The 18,074-nt window shown below is 45.7% G+C and carries 15 protein-coding genes and 2 pseudogenes; 8 read left to right on the top strand and 9 right to left on the bottom strand.

Annotation, left to right across the window (positions count from 1 at the left end; genetic code table 11):
* Window positions 1–178 precede the first annotated feature (178 nt).
* Window positions 179–853 carry a fructose-6-phosphate aldolase gene (locus BCT11_RS11120; protein ID WP_027726626.1) on the top strand — a complete coding sequence of 225 codons (675 nt, stop codon included), beginning with the start codon at window positions 179–181 and terminating at the stop codon, window positions 851–853.
* Window positions 854–1,090: 237 nt separating this feature from the next.
* Here the strand turns inward: BCT11_RS11120 and BCT11_RS11125 are convergent, their stop codons facing one another.
* The 4 genes from BCT11_RS11125 to BCT11_RS11140 all read right to left on the bottom strand — a co-directional run bounded on the left by BCT11_RS11125 (window position 1,091) and on the right by BCT11_RS11140 (window position 5,074).
* Complete coding sequence (locus BCT11_RS11125) at window positions 1,091–1,519, bottom strand: DUF2809 domain-containing protein (protein ID WP_102388335.1); 429 nt, start codon at window positions 1,517–1,519, stop codon at window positions 1,091–1,093.
* On the bottom strand, window positions 1,506–2,846 hold the full coding sequence (creD, locus tag BCT11_RS11130; RefSeq protein WP_102388336.1) for a cell envelope integrity protein CreD: 1,341 nt from the start codon (window positions 2,844–2,846) through the stop codon (window positions 1,506–1,508). Before creD ends, BCT11_RS11125 begins: the two co-directional genes overlap by 14 nt.
* A gap of 75 nt (window positions 2,847–2,921) precedes the next feature.
* A complete protein-coding gene (creC, locus tag BCT11_RS11135; protein WP_102388337.1) occupies window positions 2,922–4,364 on the bottom strand; it encodes a two-component system sensor histidine kinase CreC in 1,443 nt (480 codons plus the stop codon).
* A complete protein-coding gene (locus BCT11_RS11140) occupies window positions 4,364–5,074 on the bottom strand; it encodes a response regulator (protein WP_102388338.1) in 711 nt (236 codons plus the stop codon). The genes creC and BCT11_RS11140 overlap by 1 nt, the downstream gene beginning before the upstream one ends.
* A gap of 261 nt (window positions 5,075–5,335) precedes the next feature.
* On the opposite strand from BCT11_RS11140, the gene BCT11_RS11145 reads away from it, so the two are divergent.
* Window positions 5,336–5,848, top strand: a complete 513-nt coding sequence (locus BCT11_RS11145; RefSeq protein WP_102388339.1) for a DUF2799 domain-containing protein — start codon at window positions 5,336–5,338, stop codon at window positions 5,846–5,848.
* 26 nt (window positions 5,849–5,874) lie between these two features.
* Here BCT11_RS11145 and BCT11_RS11150 read toward each other — a convergent pair.
* Window positions 5,875–6,333: pseudogene (locus BCT11_RS11150) on the bottom strand (GNAT family N-acetyltransferase).
* 162 nt (window positions 6,334–6,495) lie between these two features.
* Here BCT11_RS11150 and eno point away from each other — a divergent pair.
* Window positions 6,496–7,779: a phosphopyruvate hydratase gene (eno, locus tag BCT11_RS11155; RefSeq protein WP_038879500.1), complete on the top strand. Its 1,284-nt coding sequence runs from the start codon at window positions 6,496–6,498 to the stop codon at window positions 7,777–7,779.
* A gap of 66 nt (window positions 7,780–7,845) precedes the next feature.
* Here the strand turns inward: eno and BCT11_RS11160 are convergent, their stop codons facing one another.
* Window positions 7,846–8,316, bottom strand: coding sequence for a GNAT family N-acetyltransferase (locus tag BCT11_RS11160; RefSeq protein ID WP_041056380.1), 471 nt, complete (start codon window positions 8,314–8,316; stop codon window positions 7,846–7,848).
* A gap of 132 nt (window positions 8,317–8,448) precedes the next feature.
* Here BCT11_RS11160 and BCT11_RS11165 point away from each other — a divergent pair, with 132 nt between their 5' ends.
* Window positions 8,449–9,639, top strand: a complete 1,191-nt coding sequence (locus BCT11_RS11165) for an MFS transporter (RefSeq protein WP_102388340.1) — start codon at window positions 8,449–8,451, stop codon at window positions 9,637–9,639.
* Window positions 9,614–10,582 carry an HTH-type transcriptional regulator YidZ gene (gene yidZ / locus BCT11_RS11170; RefSeq protein WP_038869058.1) on the top strand — a complete coding sequence of 323 codons (969 nt, stop codon included), beginning with the start codon at window positions 9,614–9,616 and terminating at the stop codon, window positions 10,580–10,582. The genes BCT11_RS11165 and yidZ overlap by 26 nt, the downstream gene beginning before the upstream one ends.
* A 47-nt stretch (window positions 10,583–10,629) precedes the next feature.
* On the opposite strand, the gene BCT11_RS11175 is transcribed toward yidZ, so the two are convergent.
* Window positions 10,630–11,520: an alpha/beta hydrolase gene (locus BCT11_RS11175; protein ID WP_042601956.1), complete on the bottom strand. Its 891-nt coding sequence runs from the start codon at window positions 11,518–11,520 to the stop codon at window positions 10,630–10,632.
* A 147-nt stretch (window positions 11,521–11,667) separates the two neighbouring features.
* Between BCT11_RS11175 and BCT11_RS11180 the strand changes: the two genes are divergently transcribed.
* Window positions 11,668–12,585 carry a LysR family transcriptional regulator gene (locus BCT11_RS11180; protein ID WP_102388341.1) on the top strand — a complete coding sequence of 306 codons (918 nt, stop codon included), beginning with the start codon at window positions 11,668–11,670 and terminating at the stop codon, window positions 12,583–12,585.
* A gap of 8 nt (window positions 12,586–12,593) precedes the next feature.
* Here the strand turns inward: BCT11_RS11180 and BCT11_RS11185 are convergent.
* Window positions 12,594–13,468: pseudogene (locus tag BCT11_RS11185) on the bottom strand (aspartoacylase).
* A gap of 61 nt (window positions 13,469–13,529) precedes the next feature.
* Window positions 13,530–14,408, bottom strand: a complete 879-nt coding sequence (locus BCT11_RS11190) for a 6-carboxytetrahydropterin synthase (protein ID WP_102388343.1) — start codon at window positions 14,406–14,408, stop codon at window positions 13,530–13,532.
* 206 nt (window positions 14,409–14,614) lie between these two features.
* On the opposite strand from BCT11_RS11190, the gene BCT11_RS11195 reads away from it, so the two are divergent.
* Both BCT11_RS11195 and BCT11_RS11200 read left to right on the top strand, forming a co-directional pair.
* Complete coding sequence (locus BCT11_RS11195; protein WP_095760517.1) at window positions 14,615–15,481, top strand: DMT family transporter; 867 nt, start codon at window positions 14,615–14,617, stop codon at window positions 15,479–15,481.
* A 414-nt stretch (window positions 15,482–15,895) separates the two neighbouring features.
* Window positions 15,896–18,070: an FUSC family protein gene (locus BCT11_RS11200; RefSeq protein ID WP_102388344.1), complete on the top strand. Its 2,175-nt coding sequence runs from the start codon at window positions 15,896–15,898 to the stop codon at window positions 18,068–18,070.
* The last annotated feature ends 4 nt before the right edge of the window (window positions 18,071–18,074 follow it).

The following is an 18,074-nucleotide window of genomic DNA, read 5'->3' on the forward strand; positions in this document are numbered from 1 at the left end:
TTCTGTTTTCTAACTGAAAGCTTCATTTGAGCGTTTACAAGTTTCACTTAACTTTCACTTAATGAAATTATTATAGTTTCAAATGAAATTTCAATTGATCAAAATCAAGATCTCGTTCGATTGTCAGATCTATAGTGATCCCATCATCAAAACGAAGATTTTGTTTAAGGTAGAAACCATGATTGAACTTTATTTAGATACTGCTGATGTGGCAGAAGTAAAACGCTTTAACCAGTGCCTACCGCTAAAAGGCGTGACAACAAACCCAAGCATTTTGGCGAAGTCAAAACAGGGACTGAATGAAACCCTAGCAGGCATGCAAGAAGCACTTGGCGGTACACCTCGCTTTCACGCTCAAGTCGTGAGTTCAACCGTCGAAGGTATGGTGGCAGAAGCGCGCCAACTGAATGAATTGCCTTACGATATGGTGGTAAAAGTGCCAGCAACAGAAACCGGCTTAGCAGCAATTAAGCTAATGAAAAAAGAGGGAATTCAGGTTCTTGCTACTGCTATCTATTCAGCTCAACAAGGTTTCCTAGCGGCACTGTGCGGTGCAGACTACCTAGCACCTTACGTAAACCGCATTGATGCGATGAACGGCAACGGTGTTGAAGTGGTCGCGGATCTTCAATTGTTGCTCGATCAAAACCAACTACCAGCGAAGATTTTGGCAGCCAGCTTCAAGAACACTCAACAAGCGATGGAGGTGATGAAACTGGGCATCGAAGCCATTACATTGCCAACCGATGTGGCGGCACAAATGTTCGCACATCCAGCAGTAAAACCGGCGGTTGAGCAGTTCGATAAAGACTGGAAAGAGACGTTCGGCGAGAAACTTTCATTTGAAAGCTAATTAAAAGTAAGAACTATATATCTTAGTTAATAAAGGGAATCTTAACTCACCCTGTGCGTCGGTGAGTTTAAGATTCCCTTTTGTATTTAATATAAAGAGGTGAGGTTTACAGCAGTTCTCTATTGGTCAGTGACCAAAGGTACACGCGCTTGAGTAAACTGATTTTGAACCTCTTACGAATACCTCGTTTGGAATAGCGGAGTCGGTTTGGTAGCGCAATGACTTTCATCTCGGTTTTCATTTCTTTTCTATCCAACAACACAGTAGACCTCCGATGCTATAAGCCAGCAGATCTTTCCAATCAAATGTAGCGCCCAAAATCACTGCCAGAGGCGATGAAGATTCGATACCAAGCCAAGCAGCGACCTGTAACAATTGCCCTAACTCAACAGCAAACGCAATCAACACCACCAATGAAACCAGCCAGTTAACGGGCATAGAGAACATACTTGCAAGAAAGTAGTAGAGCCAAACCACAACGAGAACATCACCAAATGTCGGGCGAATAAAGCTGTCTCGAACATAGAGCGCAATAACGACCAATGCGATAAAACACACCAAGCTTTTCAGTCCATTTTCTGCAGAAAATCGCAGGTGGATAGCGGACGTCTCTTCCACCATATCGCTTGGCTGACCAGTGAGAGTTGCTCGTTTAACCATCTTCATGATTCGCCTTTGCACTTTCTTCTGCTTTCTTATTTCGTGCGTACCAGTCGATGTTGCGTGTAATGACCATAGTGAAGCTCAAAATCGCGAAACACAGTAATGTCCCCATAACCAATGCGTAGCTTTCTGCTTGTAGCAAGCCAAACAGTAATCCGTAGAGAGTGAGCAAACACGCTCCGAATATCGCGCCGTGTTTGGTGTTGCTCAACATACCGCTCACGTACACACTTAAAAGCCCCGTCGATGCGACTGCCGACACCACATATGCCCAGTTAAAGCCCAGATGTTCACTCATCGAAATCAGCAATAGATAGAAAAGCGCTAAAGCCAGACCAATAAAGCCATATTGCACTGGGTGAACCGGACGCGCTTGGAACAGCTCCAGTAAGAAGAAACTCGCAAATACTAATGTGATAACCAACAGTGAATAGTTCACAGCTCGGTGAGACTTCAAATAGTGATCAACGGGGTCAATCAAATCTACGCCCATTTGTCGCTGTTCAAGCTCGTGACAAGCGTGATTCGATGACAAACAGCTTTGGAACAACTGCGCGATATTGGTAGAGAAGTTGTTGCTCGCCCATTGTGCGTTAAATCCATCTTCAGAGACTTCTGATGACACCGGTAAGTAATCACCAATAAAGCTTGGATGTGCCCAAGTTGAAGAGAGTTCAACCGTTGTTTGACTGCCGATTGGTGTGACTTGAAGCTGACCCATCCCTTGCAGCAAGAAGTTAAGATCGAAAGCCAAAGGTTGTGCTGGGTTTAGGTCTGCAAGTGTCAGATCACTGTGGAAGCCTTGTGGTAACTGATTTAACCCCGTTCCAGGTGCGACTTCGATGTTAGCACTCGCCATGGTCATGTCATCCAAACGAATTAATCCGCGGCTGTCTTCAATGCCAACCACTAGGCTCATATTTTCAATATCAAGTCCCTGCAACGCCGCGAGATCGTCTGCATCAAAAGTGCCTTTCAGTGCCACTTGTGCTTTGTATAAACGTGCACGGTAAATGCCTCGGTACTTTTCAAAACTGTCCAGATTCGCGCTCATATCAAAAGTGCTGGGTAGGAGGAATTTACGACGCTCTTTAATCTGTACTTTGTCATCTCGGTAACTGGTTTCGGTGTAGTTAACCATGATGAATGGACCAATGATGCGCTGTTCGCCGCTACTGCTGCGTGCGATGTCGTTTCTGACTTCATCTTGGCGATATGAGCGTTCTGAGATCAGTCCTGTGACCATTGAAAGCGGGATTTGCAGTAAGACAAACAAAAACAACACGAAGGCGAACTTCGTGCCGAGTTGGTTATTGAGGATCTTTTTCATGTTTCATTCTCCATTTGCTGATGGGAGTAATCTAAATCAGCAATTTGGAGAACGAATGGAGCTAATGTGGAGTTTCTATGGAGTTGGTAAAATCAGGGTCACTTTCACGCCAGAATCGACGTTTTCGACTTGCAACTTACCTTTGTGCAGCTTGGTCACTTGCTCAACAAAATTCAGCCCAAGCCCAGTGCTCTTAACACCATTTTCCCGAGCGAGGGAGTAGAAGCGCTCGGTTAAACGAGGCATCGCGTAGTCGGGAATGTGAGGACCTAAATTGAAAATCGAAAGGTACAGCTTCTCTCTCGTGACCTCAGCTTTCCATTCAATGCATCCCTCTGAATCAACAAAATCCAGCGCATTGTCCATCAGGTTAAAAACGGCTTGTTTCAGTAAGAAGACATCACCAAGCACGGCGAGATGGTCATCAATTTGGATGCTGGCAGTGACCGACTTAGCACTCAAACGAGCATCCGCCGATTCAACCACTTCATTGACCATTTGTTTTAGCGAGATAGCTTCGACTTGTTCTAACTCGGGGCGCTTTTCAAGACGAGCCAGTTCGAGCAACTTATCAATCAATGACTGCATGCGGTCGCTTTCTCGCTCAATGTTGCCAGCAAAGCGTGTGACCTTTTCTTCAGGCAATGGCATTTGCAATATTTCACTCGCGCCTTTAATCGCTGATAACGGGCTTTTCAGCTCATGAGTCAGCGTCTGTACGTACTCTTCCACATACTGTTTACCATCGAGCTGATTGCGCATTTTCTCCAATGCGTCGCTTAGCGTGCCGTACTCATAAAAGATACGAAATGTCGGCTTAGAGACCTTTTCGCCCTCACCCATTTTGGTCGCATAGTCTTCTAGCTTGTTCAGTGCCGAGTGAATTCGCCAAGCAAACAATGCCCCTGCTAGCAGCACTAACCCACTCATCCATACCATCCAAAACAACACATTGCGTTTAGAAAGATCGATGAAGGGTTGTACTGAGCGATTAGATTTTGCCACCGTCACGCTGCCAATGATTTCGCCTTTGTGGTAAATGGGCGCAGCCACGTGCATAACGGTTGAGAGCGGATCTTTCGGGTCTTCGATGGTACTGCGCGCGCCGTATTGACCACGCAACGTGAGATAAACATCGTTCCATTGCGAGTAGTCTTTGCCAACGTCTTGCTGCCAAGAATCCGCAATCACAATGCCTTGTTTGTCGGTGATGTAAATTCGATGGTTAATCGCTTTTTTGCCAATTTCCCAAATGCGCGCTTGGGGCTCTCGCTGCCCATAAGCTGCTAGTAGTTTGGAGAAGCGACTCTCGGACAACTTACCGTTCGCAACGTCTTCTTCTGCCAATACCGCAAGCAAGTTCGCCATATCCACCAGCGTTTCTTCGGTAGTTTGGCGTACGGTTGGCTTAAGTTCTTGAACAACCGTTTTGCTCACCATGTAAGCCGTCATCCCGACTAAGATGAAGTAGAGAAAAAACAGTCTGAGTCCAAGTGGGATCTTCGGCCAGCGATTCATCATTCACCTTTAATGCAGTAGAAGTAACCAAAGCCACGCTTGGTACAGATGCGTTCAGACATCCCAAACGGCTTCAACTTATGGCGAATAGCTTTGATATGGGTATCGATATTGCGCTCGTATGCGGCCTCTGGAGCCATGTCTGCCGCGACCATGAGCTGCTCTCGGCTCAATACATTGGAAGAGACGGAAATCAGTTTATCGAGAATCTTAAATTCAACCGCAGTTAACCCTAGCATTTGTCCACCGACACCATAATCGAAGTTCTGCGCAACCAAATCATGGCTCAATTGAGGTTGTTCTGGAACAGCCACAGGCTCTGGTTTGTGCTCCTTCATTGGCGCTTTAGCTTTGATTCGAAGTTTAATGCGCGCCAACATTTCGCGCGGGCTAAAAGGCTTAGTCACGTAATCATCCGCACCAATCTCCAAACCCACTACACGGTCAATTTCATCGCTTCTTGCGGTGAGAAAGATAATTGGAATATCAGAAAACTCACGGATAGCTTTGCAAAGCTCAAATCCGTTGCCGTCTGGCAAGCCAACATCCAATACAAGCAAAGCCGCGGTATTGTGCTGCAAAAAAGCGAAACCTTCTCCTGCCGTTGCAAACCACTCTACGTGGTAGCCATCCATCTCCAATACATGAATCAAGTTGTCGGCAATAGCAGATTCATCCTCGATAATGACAACGGTTGATTGGTCACTCAATGTCTAAACCTCATTGGCTATATTTATCTTAATGTCGTTGTTGCGTGTCTACTTTGATGCAAAGGCTATCGAATTGATACAACAAAGGCAAAATCCGTGAACAATATTAATCAAACTCGAATTCATTCAGCGAATTGAACTTATCACTGATACTGATGACTCACTACAATTGCGAATACAATGATTTCAACTATTGATATGAACAGTGTTCATTTTACACTCAACCATATCAATTCGATTTTGTTTAAAGGACAGTAACTGATGAAAAGAGCGCTAATCCCCCTAGCAGTACTCACTTTGCTCTCTGGTTGCACCAGCATGTCTCCAGATGAGTGTAAGACAGCAGACTGGTACAGAGTAGGCTACAAAGATGGGCAGGAAGGTAACAATCCGAGCATCATTAACAGCTACGCTGAAGACTGTGGTGAAGCGGGTGTCACTCCAGATCGAGAACAGTGGAAAGAAGGCTTTGATACAGGCACGATTCTTTACTGCTCACCAGACAATGGCTATACCGTCGGTATTGAAGGGAAAGAATATTATGGTGTGTGTAGCAATAAACAGTTCATTGAAAACTATCAGTTAGGTCATCAAGAGTACCAACGCCAACAGCGCATCCAAGAGATCGATAATGAAATTTCTATCATCGATAATCAACTGGATAACAACCCAGATAAAGACAACGCTAAACGCTTAAAAGAGAAGAGAAAGCGATTGGCTGACGAACGTTCAAACCTCTTGTCGCCAACCATCAATTTCAATTTGAACTTCTAATTTCAACTCACTATCAATCAATGACCCTAGCTCAATTCTAGGGTCATAAACTGGCTATTTGGATCGAGTTCGTAGTCACCAAACGGCTCGCAGTACACAAAGCCATGCTTTTCATACAACAGGCGCGCAGGTTTAAAAAACTCCATCGAGCCCGTTTCTAAACTCAAGCGCTGCAAGCCTTTTTGCTTCGCTTGCTCAATCACATGAATCAATAGTTGAGACGCCACACCTTGGTTTCTTGCCGCTGGCGTGGTGCGCATGGATTTCAGCTCCGCGTGTTGGCCATCCAACTCTTTAATCGCTGCACACCCAAGCAGTTGTTCACCCTTCTATCCGGTCCAAAATGTCACTTCTGGCGCTTTGAGCTTATCTAAATCTAACGCATGCACACTCTCTGGTGGCGACGTGGCGTACATGTCTTGCAAATGTTCTTTTAGCAATGCAATGACTGCTGTTCTTTCTAAATTGTCGACTTCTATCTTCACGACTCTTCCTTGATAACCAATGGCCTTTCTGGAATTTATGTGAAAACAGCCACATAAACAACTGTCTTCAACATCAAAGATATCAAGAGTCATCGTAATCAAAAATCTGTGTCTACACTCTTAAAGTCATTTCCCCACCTAACTGATCATTGAGGACATACTATGGATTTCTTGATTGAGGATATTCTGGCGCGCGAAATTTTGGATTCACGCGGAAATCCGACTGTGGAAGTCGAAGTCACACTCGGCTGTGGCATTGCAGCAAGAGCATCGGTGCCCTCGGGTGCCAGTACTGGTTCACGAGAAGCGGTAGAACTGCGAGATGGTGACGACACCCGCTTTGGTGGCAAAGGTGTGCTCAATGCCGTTCAACTGATCAACACCGAAGTGCTTGAAGCCATTGTTGGTTTGGACTCGCGCGATCAAGCATTAATTGACCGCATTATGATCGAGTTAGATGGCACCGAAAACAAATCCCGTCTCGGCGCGAATGGCATTCTTGGTGTCTCCCTCGCCGTTGCCCGCGCAGCCGCACTAACCGCTGACGTACCTCTGTATCAGTATCTTGGCGGTGTGGGCGCTAACCTATTACCTGTGCCTTGTATGAACATCCTCAACGGCGGTGTGCATGCTCGCTGGCAAGGTCCGGATTTTCAGGAATATATGATTGCGCCATACGGTGCTGAGAACTTTAGACAAGCGGTGCAATGGGGTAGCGAGGTGTATCATGCATTGCGCCAAGTTCTGTTGGAGTCTAATCACTCGGTTGGCGTCGGTGATGAAGGTGGCTTTGCGCCAGCTGTGAAGTCCAACCGCGAACCATTAGAGTTGATTGTCAAAGGCATTGAGAGAGCTGGATTAAAACCTGGTGTCGATGTCGGTATCTGTATGGATCCAGCCTCTAGTGAGTTCTATGAGAATGGTAAATACAAGTTGCGCTCAGAGAACCGTGAACTGACCTCTGCAGAGATGATTGAATACTACGAGAAGTTGGTAGAAGACTTCCCTGTGGTTCTTCTCGAAGATGGACTTGCTGAAGACGACTGGGATAACTGGCCGCTATTGAATGAGAAGCTTGGCGGTAAGATCGAAATCGTCGGCGATGATCTTCTGGTTACCAACACCAAATACATCCAAAAAGCGATCGACATGAATGCTGCTAACTCAGCATTGATCAAACTGAATCAGATTGGCTCGCTAACCGAGACCATTGAAGCGATTCAAATGTGTCACCACGCTGCATGGGGCGCGTTTGTTTCTCACCGTTCGGGTGAAACCACAGACAGCTTTATTGCCGATATGACTGTTGCACTTCGCACAGGTCACCTTAAAACAGGTGCACCGTGTCGCGGTGAACGTGTCGAAAAATACAATCAGCTAATGCGCATTGAAGACGAGTTAGGCTCAATGGCGGTGTTCGCTGGTCGCAAAGCCTTCGTTCGCTAATCAATACATCTAAAAGAAAGCCGCCCAGTGCAGAATTGGGTGGCTTTTGGGTTTTTAGCACAATGATTACAAGGCTTGTCGCATGATGTGCTGAGGCCCAACAGGACCACCATGATACAGCTCATTGGTATCTTCAAAGCCTGCTTTCAAATAGCACTGATAAGCCGGTACATTGCGGCAATTAACCGTCAAATAGAGAAAATCAAAGCTCGGAAAATGCAATTTCGCATAATCAGCAAATTGGCTGATGGCTCGCTTGGCAATGCCTTTGCCTTGATGACGATGATCCAACAATAACCAACGCACGCCTAAGCTCTTTTCCGGACAGAAGTCGTAATTCTCACTGTATCCGGCATCGAAGACAAAAAAGCCAACCACTTGATCATCCAATAAGATCAAATGCGCTAGCTCTGTCGGTTTAAGACTTCCCAATAACTCTGGAATGTTCGCGACTGTGTATTGGACTTGATCCTCTAAGACTTGCAACTCAAGGGTTTGCTCATGACGGCATGGCGTGTACTTTTCAATGGTAATCATAATCATCCTTGCTGTTTTTATACCCATTTCATACAGGGTATGTCGTAAATGGAAAAACCTGCTGTCGTATTTCCCACTCGCAGGCAAACGTTTAGCACACTATTATCCTCATCAACTGTTAGTGAGGTTGTCATGTTTCGTTTTCTGCTTTGTAGTTTCTCTCTTGTTTTACTCTATCCTACCGCCATTGATCTTTATCTTGTAGGTTTGCCTCAAATTGCCGCGGATTTAAACGCCAGTGAATCACAATTACACATCGCGTTTTCTATTTACCTTGCAGGTATGGCAACCACCATGCTGTTTGCAGGAAAAATCGCCGACTCCGTTGGGCGTAAACCGGTGGCGATGGTAGGTGCAGCCATTTTTATTGCAGCATCATTACTTGGCGGAATGGCAGAACAATCCAATACATTTTTAATCGCACGTTTTGCCCAAGGTATTGGGGCTGGCTCTTGCTATGTGGTTGCTTTTGCTATTTTGCGCGACACATTGGATGACAAACGCCGCGCTAAGGTGCTGTCGATGCTAAACGGCATTACCTGCATCATTCCTGTCATCGCCCCCGTTGTCGGCCATCTCATTATGCTCAAATTCCCTTGGCCAAGCCTATTCACCACAATGGCAGGCATGGGTGTGGTGGTTTGTTTGCTTTCGACCTTGGTGCTGAAAGAATCAAAGCCTAGTGCATTGCCACAACAAAACACCACTTCAGCTTCTACCCAAGAAACGTTCGCGGAGCGCTTTTTCATCAGCCGACTCATCATTACGGCCATCGGCGTGACCACCATTCTTACCTACGTGAATGTCTCTCCAATGCTGGTGATGGGCGAACTTGGTTTTGATCGTGGTGGCTATTCTTCTGTCATGGCAGGCACTGCATTAGTCAGTATGATCACTTCTTTCTCTGCGCCATTGGCTTTGTCTTACTTTAAGCAACGTACTCTGATGCTGACTTCGCAAACCTTGCTTGTCAGTGCAGCGATGGTGATTGGTTTTGCTCATCTAAACCAATGGGGAATCCCATTTTACTTATTCGGATTTGGGCTGATTTGCGCTGGCTTCTCGATTGGCTTTGGCGTGGCCATGAGTCAAGCACTCAGCCCTTTCTCTCTGCGTGCTGGTGTAGCAAGCTCAATGTTGGGCATCGCTCAAGTGTGTTGCTCTGCCCTCTACATCTGGTTTATGGGGTTCATCGGCGTTAATGCGCTGAATATGCTGGTGTTTGTGTTAGCTATAGGTGGCGCAATCAGCTTGGCTCTAATACTATTTATTCCTAAACCTGCTCATGAAAGCCACTATGAAGAAATCGCTAGCCCGTCTTGATCTCAACTTGTTGTTCACTCTGCAATTGCTGCTGCAAGAGCAGAGTGTTTCCAAAGCATCGAAGAAATTGAACGTCACGCCGTCAACGGTAAGTAAATCGCTCAATAAGCTTCGTGACTGGTTTGATGATCCTCTGTTTGTGAAAACACCAAAAGGATTAGCACCGACTCCATTAGCGCAAAGCATGGAGCAAGATCTGGCGGAGTGGCTACAAATTGGTAGCCAAATTGCAGAGAAGCGCAGCGATATAGCCCCCAAAGGCGTGCGCTTTGATCTGACCATTGAGTCACCTTTAGTGCTGACGATTCTTGATGATCTTCTTGTTGCAATCCACCAGCGCTACCCAGATGCGAAAGTCAAAACCAGTAACTGGGATTACGATTCACTCGACGCAATTGTGCGTGGAGAGGCAGACATCGGCTTCACCGGCAGAGAGAGTCATCCCCGCTCAAAAGAGTCACTCGACCTGCTTCCTTACTTTCTTGATTTCGAAGTGCTGTTCTCAGATTTACCTATGGTGTACCTACACAAAGATCACCCCGCTTTGGAGCAGGAATGGAACCTTGAAACCTTTTTGAGTTACCAACACATCAATATTGTTTGGGAAAAGAGTGAGACGTGGGCACTGGATGAAGTATTGAGTGAACTTGGCTTACAGCGCTCCATTGGCTTAACCATGTCGAGCTTCGAACAGTCTCTATTTATGGCTGCGCAACCACACCACAATATGCTGACCACAGCACCGCAGTACTGTGAGAGTTACACCAAGAAGCTGCATCCAGATTTGGTGTGCTTACCCATTCCTTTAGAGCAACCACAACAAGAAAAATTGCTGATCCCGTTCACCATGATTTGGCACAAACGTAATGCGTACAATCCCAAACTGGTGTGGTTACGAAATACCATTAAGTCACTTTATGGTTGTTCCAGTGACATCGATTAATGGCAAAAGGGGCGATGTTCTCGCCCCTTTTTCTTCTAATGGTGTGATTAGCTAAAAAACTCGATGATCTGCTCGACTGCTTGATCAACATATTCGTCTTCATCATACAGCCCAATGTGATTTGCACCTTCAATTCGAATCAGCTGTTTAGGCTGCGAAGCCGCATCAAACATTTGCTCGCTTTCGTATGCGGAATCCGCTTCTGTACCGACAATCATCAGTAGTGGTGTCGGCGTCAAGTTTGCAGCAATATCCAAAGCTGAAAAGTTAGCCAACGTTTCATAAGACCAAGGCAAAAACTTGCTCTCGTATAAGCCTTTTGCTCCGCGCTCTGTCATGTAGTACTGGTAAAACTCTCGGAACAGACGTGGCATTTCCTCACTGTCTTCAGCTGGCGCGTGAGGCAGGAAATCAATCTGCCCAGTAGCAAGATATCGTTCTCTCGCTTCATTACCTTTATGTAGCAAGTCTAACAAACCTTCTCGGCCAATTACGTTGTGATAAAAGCCTCTGTGGTCAAAGTAAGCACTCACGGTCGCAAGTGATTTTACGCGTCTATCTGTCGCAACGGCATGAGCTAAATACCCACCGCCAGAACAAACACCTAACCCATGGATTTGCTCACTGTTCACGTATGCTAAGGAACGTAAATATGTCACCCCGTTGCGGCAATCTTCCGCTTTATTGTATGGGTTCTCATGAAATCTTGGCGCACCTTCACTCGCGCCAAAACTGGCATGGTCAAACGTTAATACCACAAATCCCTTGGCAGCAATTTTCTCGGCGTAGATTCTTACCGTCTGCTCTTTCACACCCGCCTGTGGCGCAGCAATCAAAACCGCTGGTAAAGGGTTTTCCACTACGGATGGACGATGAATTTCCGCTGCAAGTCGGTTGCCATTGCTGAAAAATGAAGCCTCATATCTTGTTACTGTCACTCGATTCACTCTCTATGTTTAACGGTTTTTAGATGATAAAGACGAGCATTCACAAACATTTGCACTCTGCTCCTCTCTTTTAAACAAGTATAAGGAGCGCTATTATTCGGATATATATAGCCATTATGAAAACACTGTTAGGTTTATATGAACAATCTATCTTGGCGCGGTATTCGAGCGTTTATTTATGTAGCGGAATGTGGAAGCTTCACCTCCGCAGCCGAAACGATGGGCGCATCAAAGGCAAACGTAAGTCAGCTCGTGAGTGAATTAGAGTCCTCGCTAGGTGTTCAGTTACTCTATAGAACCACACGTCAGCTCCGTCTTACTGAGATTGGCGATGGTTACTTTCGTAAATGCAAAGAAGCGATGCTACAACTGGATGCCGCCGCAGAATGGGCACAGCAAGCCACCAGCGAAATTAAGGGGCGGATTCACATGAATTCTGTTGGAGGTCCGATTGGTGAAGAGCTTATTGCACCATTGGTGATGAGTTTTCAAGCCGCCTACCCGAACGTTGAAGTAGAGCTCGACTTCTCAAAACATCGCGTCGATCTGATTGAAGATAGCTACGACTTGGTGCTACGTGTCGGCGAGATGCCAGACTCCACTCTCATCGCGCGCCGACTCACCGCACTCCGCACACACTATGTCGCAAGCCCAGATTTTCTTGAACGGCACCCGAAGATCCTCGCCCCAGAAGATCTTAAAGCCTTGCCTTTGATTCATGGCAGTGTTGAGCATTGGATCATGAAGAATCATAAAGAACAGCGCATTATCAACGTAGTGCAAGGTATTAAAGCGGCTACTGGCAGAACCATGCGCCACGCGGCGATTTCTGGGCTAGGGGTAACGCGACTAACCGATGTGTACTGCCATGCTGATTTAACATCAGGGAGACTTATCGAAGTGCTCCCTGAATGGTCAGAAAAAACCTTACTTTCGCTCGTCTGCCCGCCAGTCAAATATCAACTGCCAAGAGTCAAAATGCTTATGGATTGGATCGCAAGCCGATTCGAAGAGCACTATAAGCAGTTCAAACGCGAAGGCGGCGATTCAAACTAAGCTCGGTTTCAATTACTCGCGCTCACAACCTTTTTCTCAGCAAGTGCCAAGCGATATTGGCTTTGCTGTATGCACTTTCATTGATGAAGTGCGGATAGATATCCTGTTTACCTTCCCAGAAAATGTCGTAACCAAAGAAAGTCGCGAGTAGTGGTTCGCCCGATTTAACTACCTCGAAGTCTCGTCCACAGATCATAGGGTGAACTGTCGCGACACGCATACCATCTTGGCCGAGAGGAATCATGACCTCTTCGGTGTAAAAATAAGCGTCATAGTCACTCAGTTCGCCAACTTCTCCAAGGTTATGCACTTCAACGTAGTCCAGAACCATGGTCAACATTTTCTTCATCAGCTCCAAGGTTTCATATTTCAACGAACCATGGGCTTGAGCACCAACTTCAATCATCACACCATACTTCCCTGTGGTGCATAAATAAGGTTGGTCGTCCCACTCTTTTCTGTCTTCAAACAAGATGTTGGCTTCTGGCATACGTTGCTTCACATACGCCCCCATCTTTCGATAAAACGCGTTGTTCGACACCAAGATCAGGGTTGCGCCCATATTACTAGTAGTGTTGTGCAGATCGACGATCAATTGATTCTCTTGGCGAGCATGTACTTGCGTGAATTGCTGCGCGACTTCGGTTTCTTGCTGAGTCGCAGGCGATGATTGATTCGCCAAGGCAAATTCACGGTTGAGATCCGTCTCAACATAACGAACGTTTTGCTTAACCGCTTCAGGGTTGCCAAGTACACACTGAGTATTGAACGTCGAACGGTCGGCAACATAAAGACGGTCTTTGATGAGCTTTTGAAGGTAAATACCAGAAAGCTCATTGCCATGCGTACCTGCCACGAGCAGAACACTATTGAGTTTGTCCATAAAAGTGATATTCCAAAAATTAAGTAAAAGTTAGCTTTGATTGACAGTGGGCGACGCTATTTTAACGAAACGCCATCGCTCCTTTCCCTACGCCTTCATGAGCGATGACTTGTAACGACTGCCCTTTAGCCAATGAAGGGGCAATGTCATTGGCAATAAATACAGCCAGTAGCTCTACCGTCGTATCCGTATCTAATACTTCAGTTTCGCTATGTGCGATAGCAAGTTGGAAGTCACCTTGTGAAGTGGTATACCGGAACCCAAAATGCGTGTCGCAGTTGATAAGGCTTGCATGTTCACTCAGCTCCAGATGACCAATCTCGACTAGGTCTTCGATGGACGCGAGGTAGATGTCTTGCCAACGCTGTGCAAAAGCGTGTTCACGAGCGGTATCACGTTCACCATCAGTCAAGATTTCAATCGGTGAACGATGCCCGTGTGCAATGCGTTGACAGTTGCCGTCGTGTTTTTTTAAACCATGGGTATAGTGGTAATACGCACCATTAATCTGTTCATGGCGTAAGGTAACGTCGATTGAAGCCACGTTGCTTGGCAAATGACCGATCAACACCTTGTGAATATGCTCAGTCACACTTTCAATCGAGATAGCTTCGGTTTCAATAAAGCAGAATGCTTCGTCGGGGCAGTTCAAATGAATACTTTTTTCACCGCGAATGAGATCAACTTGGGAATAACCCGCTTTCACATGCGCAGAATGCACTGCTGAGTTCTTTGACGGTACAAGCAGTCGATGGTCGACGTGTTCATCAACCAATTGTTTAATTTGCTTTTTCACTTTAGAGAAATCCAGCACCATGCTCATCTCGTTGAGATCACCATGCATTACGACATCAAGAATCCAACTCTCTCCGACCATTCCTCGTGTTGCGCACAAGTAAGAAGCATCAATAACAGTGAGGTCCTTAACAAATAAATTCAAACTGAATTCCTCATTCATCTAGTTTAGGGATTTAAAATTATTGTTATATTATAACAATTGCAATTTCTACTCGATTTAACCTAACGTTGTCTGTTCTCATTCCAGCTTGAGCGATGTTTTCCGCTATAACTAATCACTTTATCAACTAGTCCGTACTTGATATTTGGCGCTACACTGCCAGCTCTTACGATAAATAAGGATAAGGAATGTCGACATTTTTACTGACTGCGATTGCCATGATGGCATTTGCTGCCAATTCACTGCTCTGTCGTTTGGCATTGGCAGAAGGATTGATTGATGCTGGCAATTTTACCCTTATCCGCTTGCTCTCAGGCACAGTCATATTAGTTTTCATTCTTCTCATTCGTGGAAACTGGCATAGCCAACGACCGACAACCAAGTTCAGCGTACTCGCAGGGTTAGCACTCTTTGGTTACGCCACACTCTTCTCTTTTGCCTATATAAAACTAGCAGCAGGCACGGGGGCTTTGTTACTTTTTGGTGCCGTCCAGCTCACATTGCTCGCGCTGTATTGGTGGCAAGGACAACAATTTAGAACGCTCGAGTTGATCGGTATTGCGGTATCTTTGATTGGCTTTACATGGTTGATGCTGCCATCTGCGACTCGTCCTGATATTTGGTCAGCAATATTAATGGTCGCTTCTGGTATTTGTTGGGCAGGTTTTACCGCACTTGGTAAACAAGCACCGACACCAAGTAGTGGCATTACGTGGGGGTTTATCACCGCTTCTTTATTCGGTCTTATGCTCTCTCCTCTCTTATCAGCTCCCGCTCACTTTACAATACAAGGTATATTGTTGGCTGTTGCATCGGGTGCCATTGCTTCCGGTTTCGGCTACGTGCTCTGGTATCAAGTAATGCAAAAGCTGTCATTGTTACAAGCTGCAGTCAGCCAGCTCTCGGTTCCTGCTATCGCCTTGCTGCTTGGCTCGCTGTTACTCGGTGAAACATTGACATTCCACTCAGTCATGACCAGCCTAATCATCCTCAGCGGTATTGCGTTAGTATTTTTATCTCGCGCTCAAAAACCTAATATCGATCTCAAAAAGTAGCACTGCTCTCGGCAAGCCAATAAAAAATAAAAACTTTCCTATCTACTTAGCTATCATCATCTATGCTTTTCTATAGGCAGTCAGTCTCACAAATTTGGACGTGAACGCTGCCGATAACGCACCGGCTCTATGTATTGATTGAAAACTTGGCTTGGTAATTCCTGCAAATCTGTATCACTAATGAGATTTTCTAGTTAAACGTTTTCTTTCTCATTTGCCTCTCGCGCCAGCAGCAGTAAGGCGTAAGGAACGATTGTGGCGTCTAACCCTAATTTGGTTTTGACAAAGGATTTACAAACCGCCTCTTTTCACTCGCTATATTCCGCCTCCGCATTTTATTCAGAACGAAATTCTGATTATTGACCGAGTAAATTCATTTACTTACAACTATAAGCCTGAGCAAACTTTGACACTATGAACGATAAAATCAAATTCGCCACAAAAGTCGCGCTTAGCCTAACTCTGGCTTATCTGATCCCATTTGCGATGGGTTGGCCGCAAGCTTCAACCGCAGCAACGACTGTCATGCTGATTGCTTCTACAGGCAGCCGTCGCGAATCATTAGCAAAAGGGACACTACGTGTACTTGGTACACTAGTCGGTGCCGTCATTGGCTTATTGTTGGTAGGCATGTTCGCGCAAGATCGCTTAATGTACATGTTTAGTGTTTCAGTGGTTGTGTCTTTTATCTTCTACTTCCGCAATGCCTACCAAAAAGACCCGACGTTATTAGCTCTAACCGGCGTAATGGTTTTGATGATGTCTAATGGCGGAGATGCCGAGGGCGCATTCATGTACGGTGTTGATCGTGCCCACATGACTATTTTTGGTGTCGTCATTTATACCTTGGTTGGTACTTTCTTGTGGCCGACCAAAACAGAACAGAATTTGCGCCAGATGATCGAGCAGCTTAACCAAGCTCAGCAAACTTTGTTCGCAGCGATCTTGCAAAATTTCGAAGAAAAGACAACGCCACACCAAGTTGACGCCTCTTCCTCTGAACAAAAAGAAGGGGATGAAGAACCGACCCCCACGATTGATGAGTTATTAGATAAGGTTTTCACTGCTCAGAATGCGCTAGAACAGCGCTTCGCCATGGTCAGTGTTGAATGCAGTGATGTCTCGGCTTACATGAAAGAATGGCAACTCGCTGTTCACTTCAATAAACAAATCACTCAAGAACTCAGTGTCGCGGCACACAGCCACTTTAGCCATCAGCAAGACCGTGATTGCATCAACAACTTTGATCAAGTGGTTAAAGAGATCCAGACCCTATTTCAAACCTGCCAAGAAATGTGGGAGCACGAAGGTCCAGCTTATCGTGCGCAAGAACTCAGCATTGATTATAACCAAGAAGCACTATCGAATGCCTCCCACCTTACCAAAGGCTCCGCTCTTACTCTTGGTCACTTGCTAAAGTTAATGCATCAAAGCTTATCTCGCCTATCAGAAAGCATTAGCTGTATTGATTCTGTGACTAACAATGTTTCGTTCAAACAAGAATTGCCGAAGCAGAAGAGCAAGTTCCTTTGGTGGGATGCCGAAAACTTCAAAACCGCAGTGAAAACCTTCACCACTTACTGGGTGGCAGGGTTGATTTGGATTTATTTCAATCCACCGGGTGGCTACTCGTTTGTCACCTTCTCGACCATCTTTATGTCACTACTGTCGTTCGTACCTGTTCACCCATTCATGTTGCTGATTTTGTTTACGTTTGGCTTCCTATTTGCGGTGCCTTCGTATGTCTTCATCTTGCCGGGATTAGAACTCGGCGGTGAACTCGGCTTGTTCATCTTCATCTACACCTTTATCGGCTTCTATCTGTTTAAAGGACCGGTAACGATCTTCTACATGATTGGCCTGTTTGTGCTCGGACTCGACAACAACATGACCTATCACTTCGGGATTCTAATGACAATCATGACCCTGTTCTACATGGTGGTGTTTATGATCATTTTTGCTCATTACTTTCCATTCAGCTCTCGCCCTGAGCATTTGTTCCTGACTTTGAAAGAGCGGTATTTCCGACACGTTGGCGACCTGTTTAGCAGTTATCATCAGCCATCAAACTCCAGCTTCAAATCCGTCAAGCGCTCACTGCACTTGGTCACTCTGAATGTGTCTTCGAAAAAACTCAAAGTGTGGGGCTCAAAGGTCAACCACAAACTGTTTGAAAAAACGACACCAGAGGCGATCGGCGCATTCAGTAAATCCTGCGATGCGTTGAGTAACCACGTCAACATCCTGATTGCAGCGGAACAAAAGTTATTAAGTAACCCACTTATCAAACAGTTACGCAGCAAGCATACCGATTCCATATTACCCCTGATGGCAGGCGCATTAGCAAGCCATCAGCCAACAACTGAACTCGATACTGTCTTCGAACAATACAGCCAAGATTACCAATCCTTTGAAAATAAACTGGAAGATTTCTTTAGTGAGTTGGATTTATCTGACTACGCTTATTCAGAGATTGCCGGTTTTTATATCTTGCTGAATTTAAAACGGAACGTGTTCGAAGCGATCAACCAATGCAAGCAAACCTATGAGGATATCGATTGGGTGAACTTACGTCAGAAGCGGTTTTAAAGGT

The sequence above is a fragment of the Vibrio sp. 10N.222.52.B12 genome, from assembly GCF_002875385.1.
Classification (GTDB): domain Bacteria; phylum Pseudomonadota; class Gammaproteobacteria; order Enterobacterales; family Vibrionaceae; genus Vibrio; species Vibrio jasicida.

Excerpts from the sequence above, each read along its gene's own strand:
- BCT11_RS11120 (WP_027726626.1), top strand. The coding sequence starts at position 179 with ATGATTGAACTTTATTTAGATACTGCTGATGTGGCAGAAGTAAAACGC.
- BCT11_RS11125 (WP_102388335.1), bottom strand. The coding sequence starts at position 1,519 with ATGAAGATGGTTAAACGAGCAACTCTCACTGGTCAGCCAAGCGATATG.
- creD (WP_102388336.1), bottom strand. The coding sequence starts at position 2,846 with ATGAAAAAGATCCTCAATAACCAACTCGGCACGAAGTTCGCCTTCGTG.
- creC (WP_102388337.1), bottom strand. The coding sequence starts at position 4,364 with ATGAATCGCTGGCCGAAGATCCCACTTGGACTCAGACTGTTTTTTCTC.
- BCT11_RS11145 (WP_102388339.1), top strand. The coding sequence starts at position 5,336 with ATGAAAAGAGCGCTAATCCCCCTAGCAGTACTCACTTTGCTCTCTGGT.
- eno (WP_038879500.1), top strand. The coding sequence starts at position 6,496 with ATGGATTTCTTGATTGAGGATATTCTGGCGCGCGAAATTTTGGATTCA.
- BCT11_RS11160 (WP_041056380.1), bottom strand. The coding sequence starts at position 8,316 with ATGATTACCATTGAAAAGTACACGCCATGCCGTCATGAGCAAACCCTT.
- BCT11_RS11165 (WP_102388340.1), top strand. The coding sequence starts at position 8,449 with ATGTTTCGTTTTCTGCTTTGTAGTTTCTCTCTTGTTTTACTCTATCCT.
- yidZ (WP_038869058.1), top strand. The coding sequence starts at position 9,614 with ATGAAGAAATCGCTAGCCCGTCTTGATCTCAACTTGTTGTTCACTCTG.
- BCT11_RS11180 (WP_102388341.1), top strand. The coding sequence starts at position 11,668 with ATGAACAATCTATCTTGGCGCGGTATTCGAGCGTTTATTTATGTAGCG.
- BCT11_RS11195 (WP_095760517.1), top strand. The coding sequence starts at position 14,615 with ATGTCGACATTTTTACTGACTGCGATTGCCATGATGGCATTTGCTGCC.
- BCT11_RS11200 (WP_102388344.1), top strand. The coding sequence starts at position 15,896 with ATGAACGATAAAATCAAATTCGCCACAAAAGTCGCGCTTAGCCTAACT.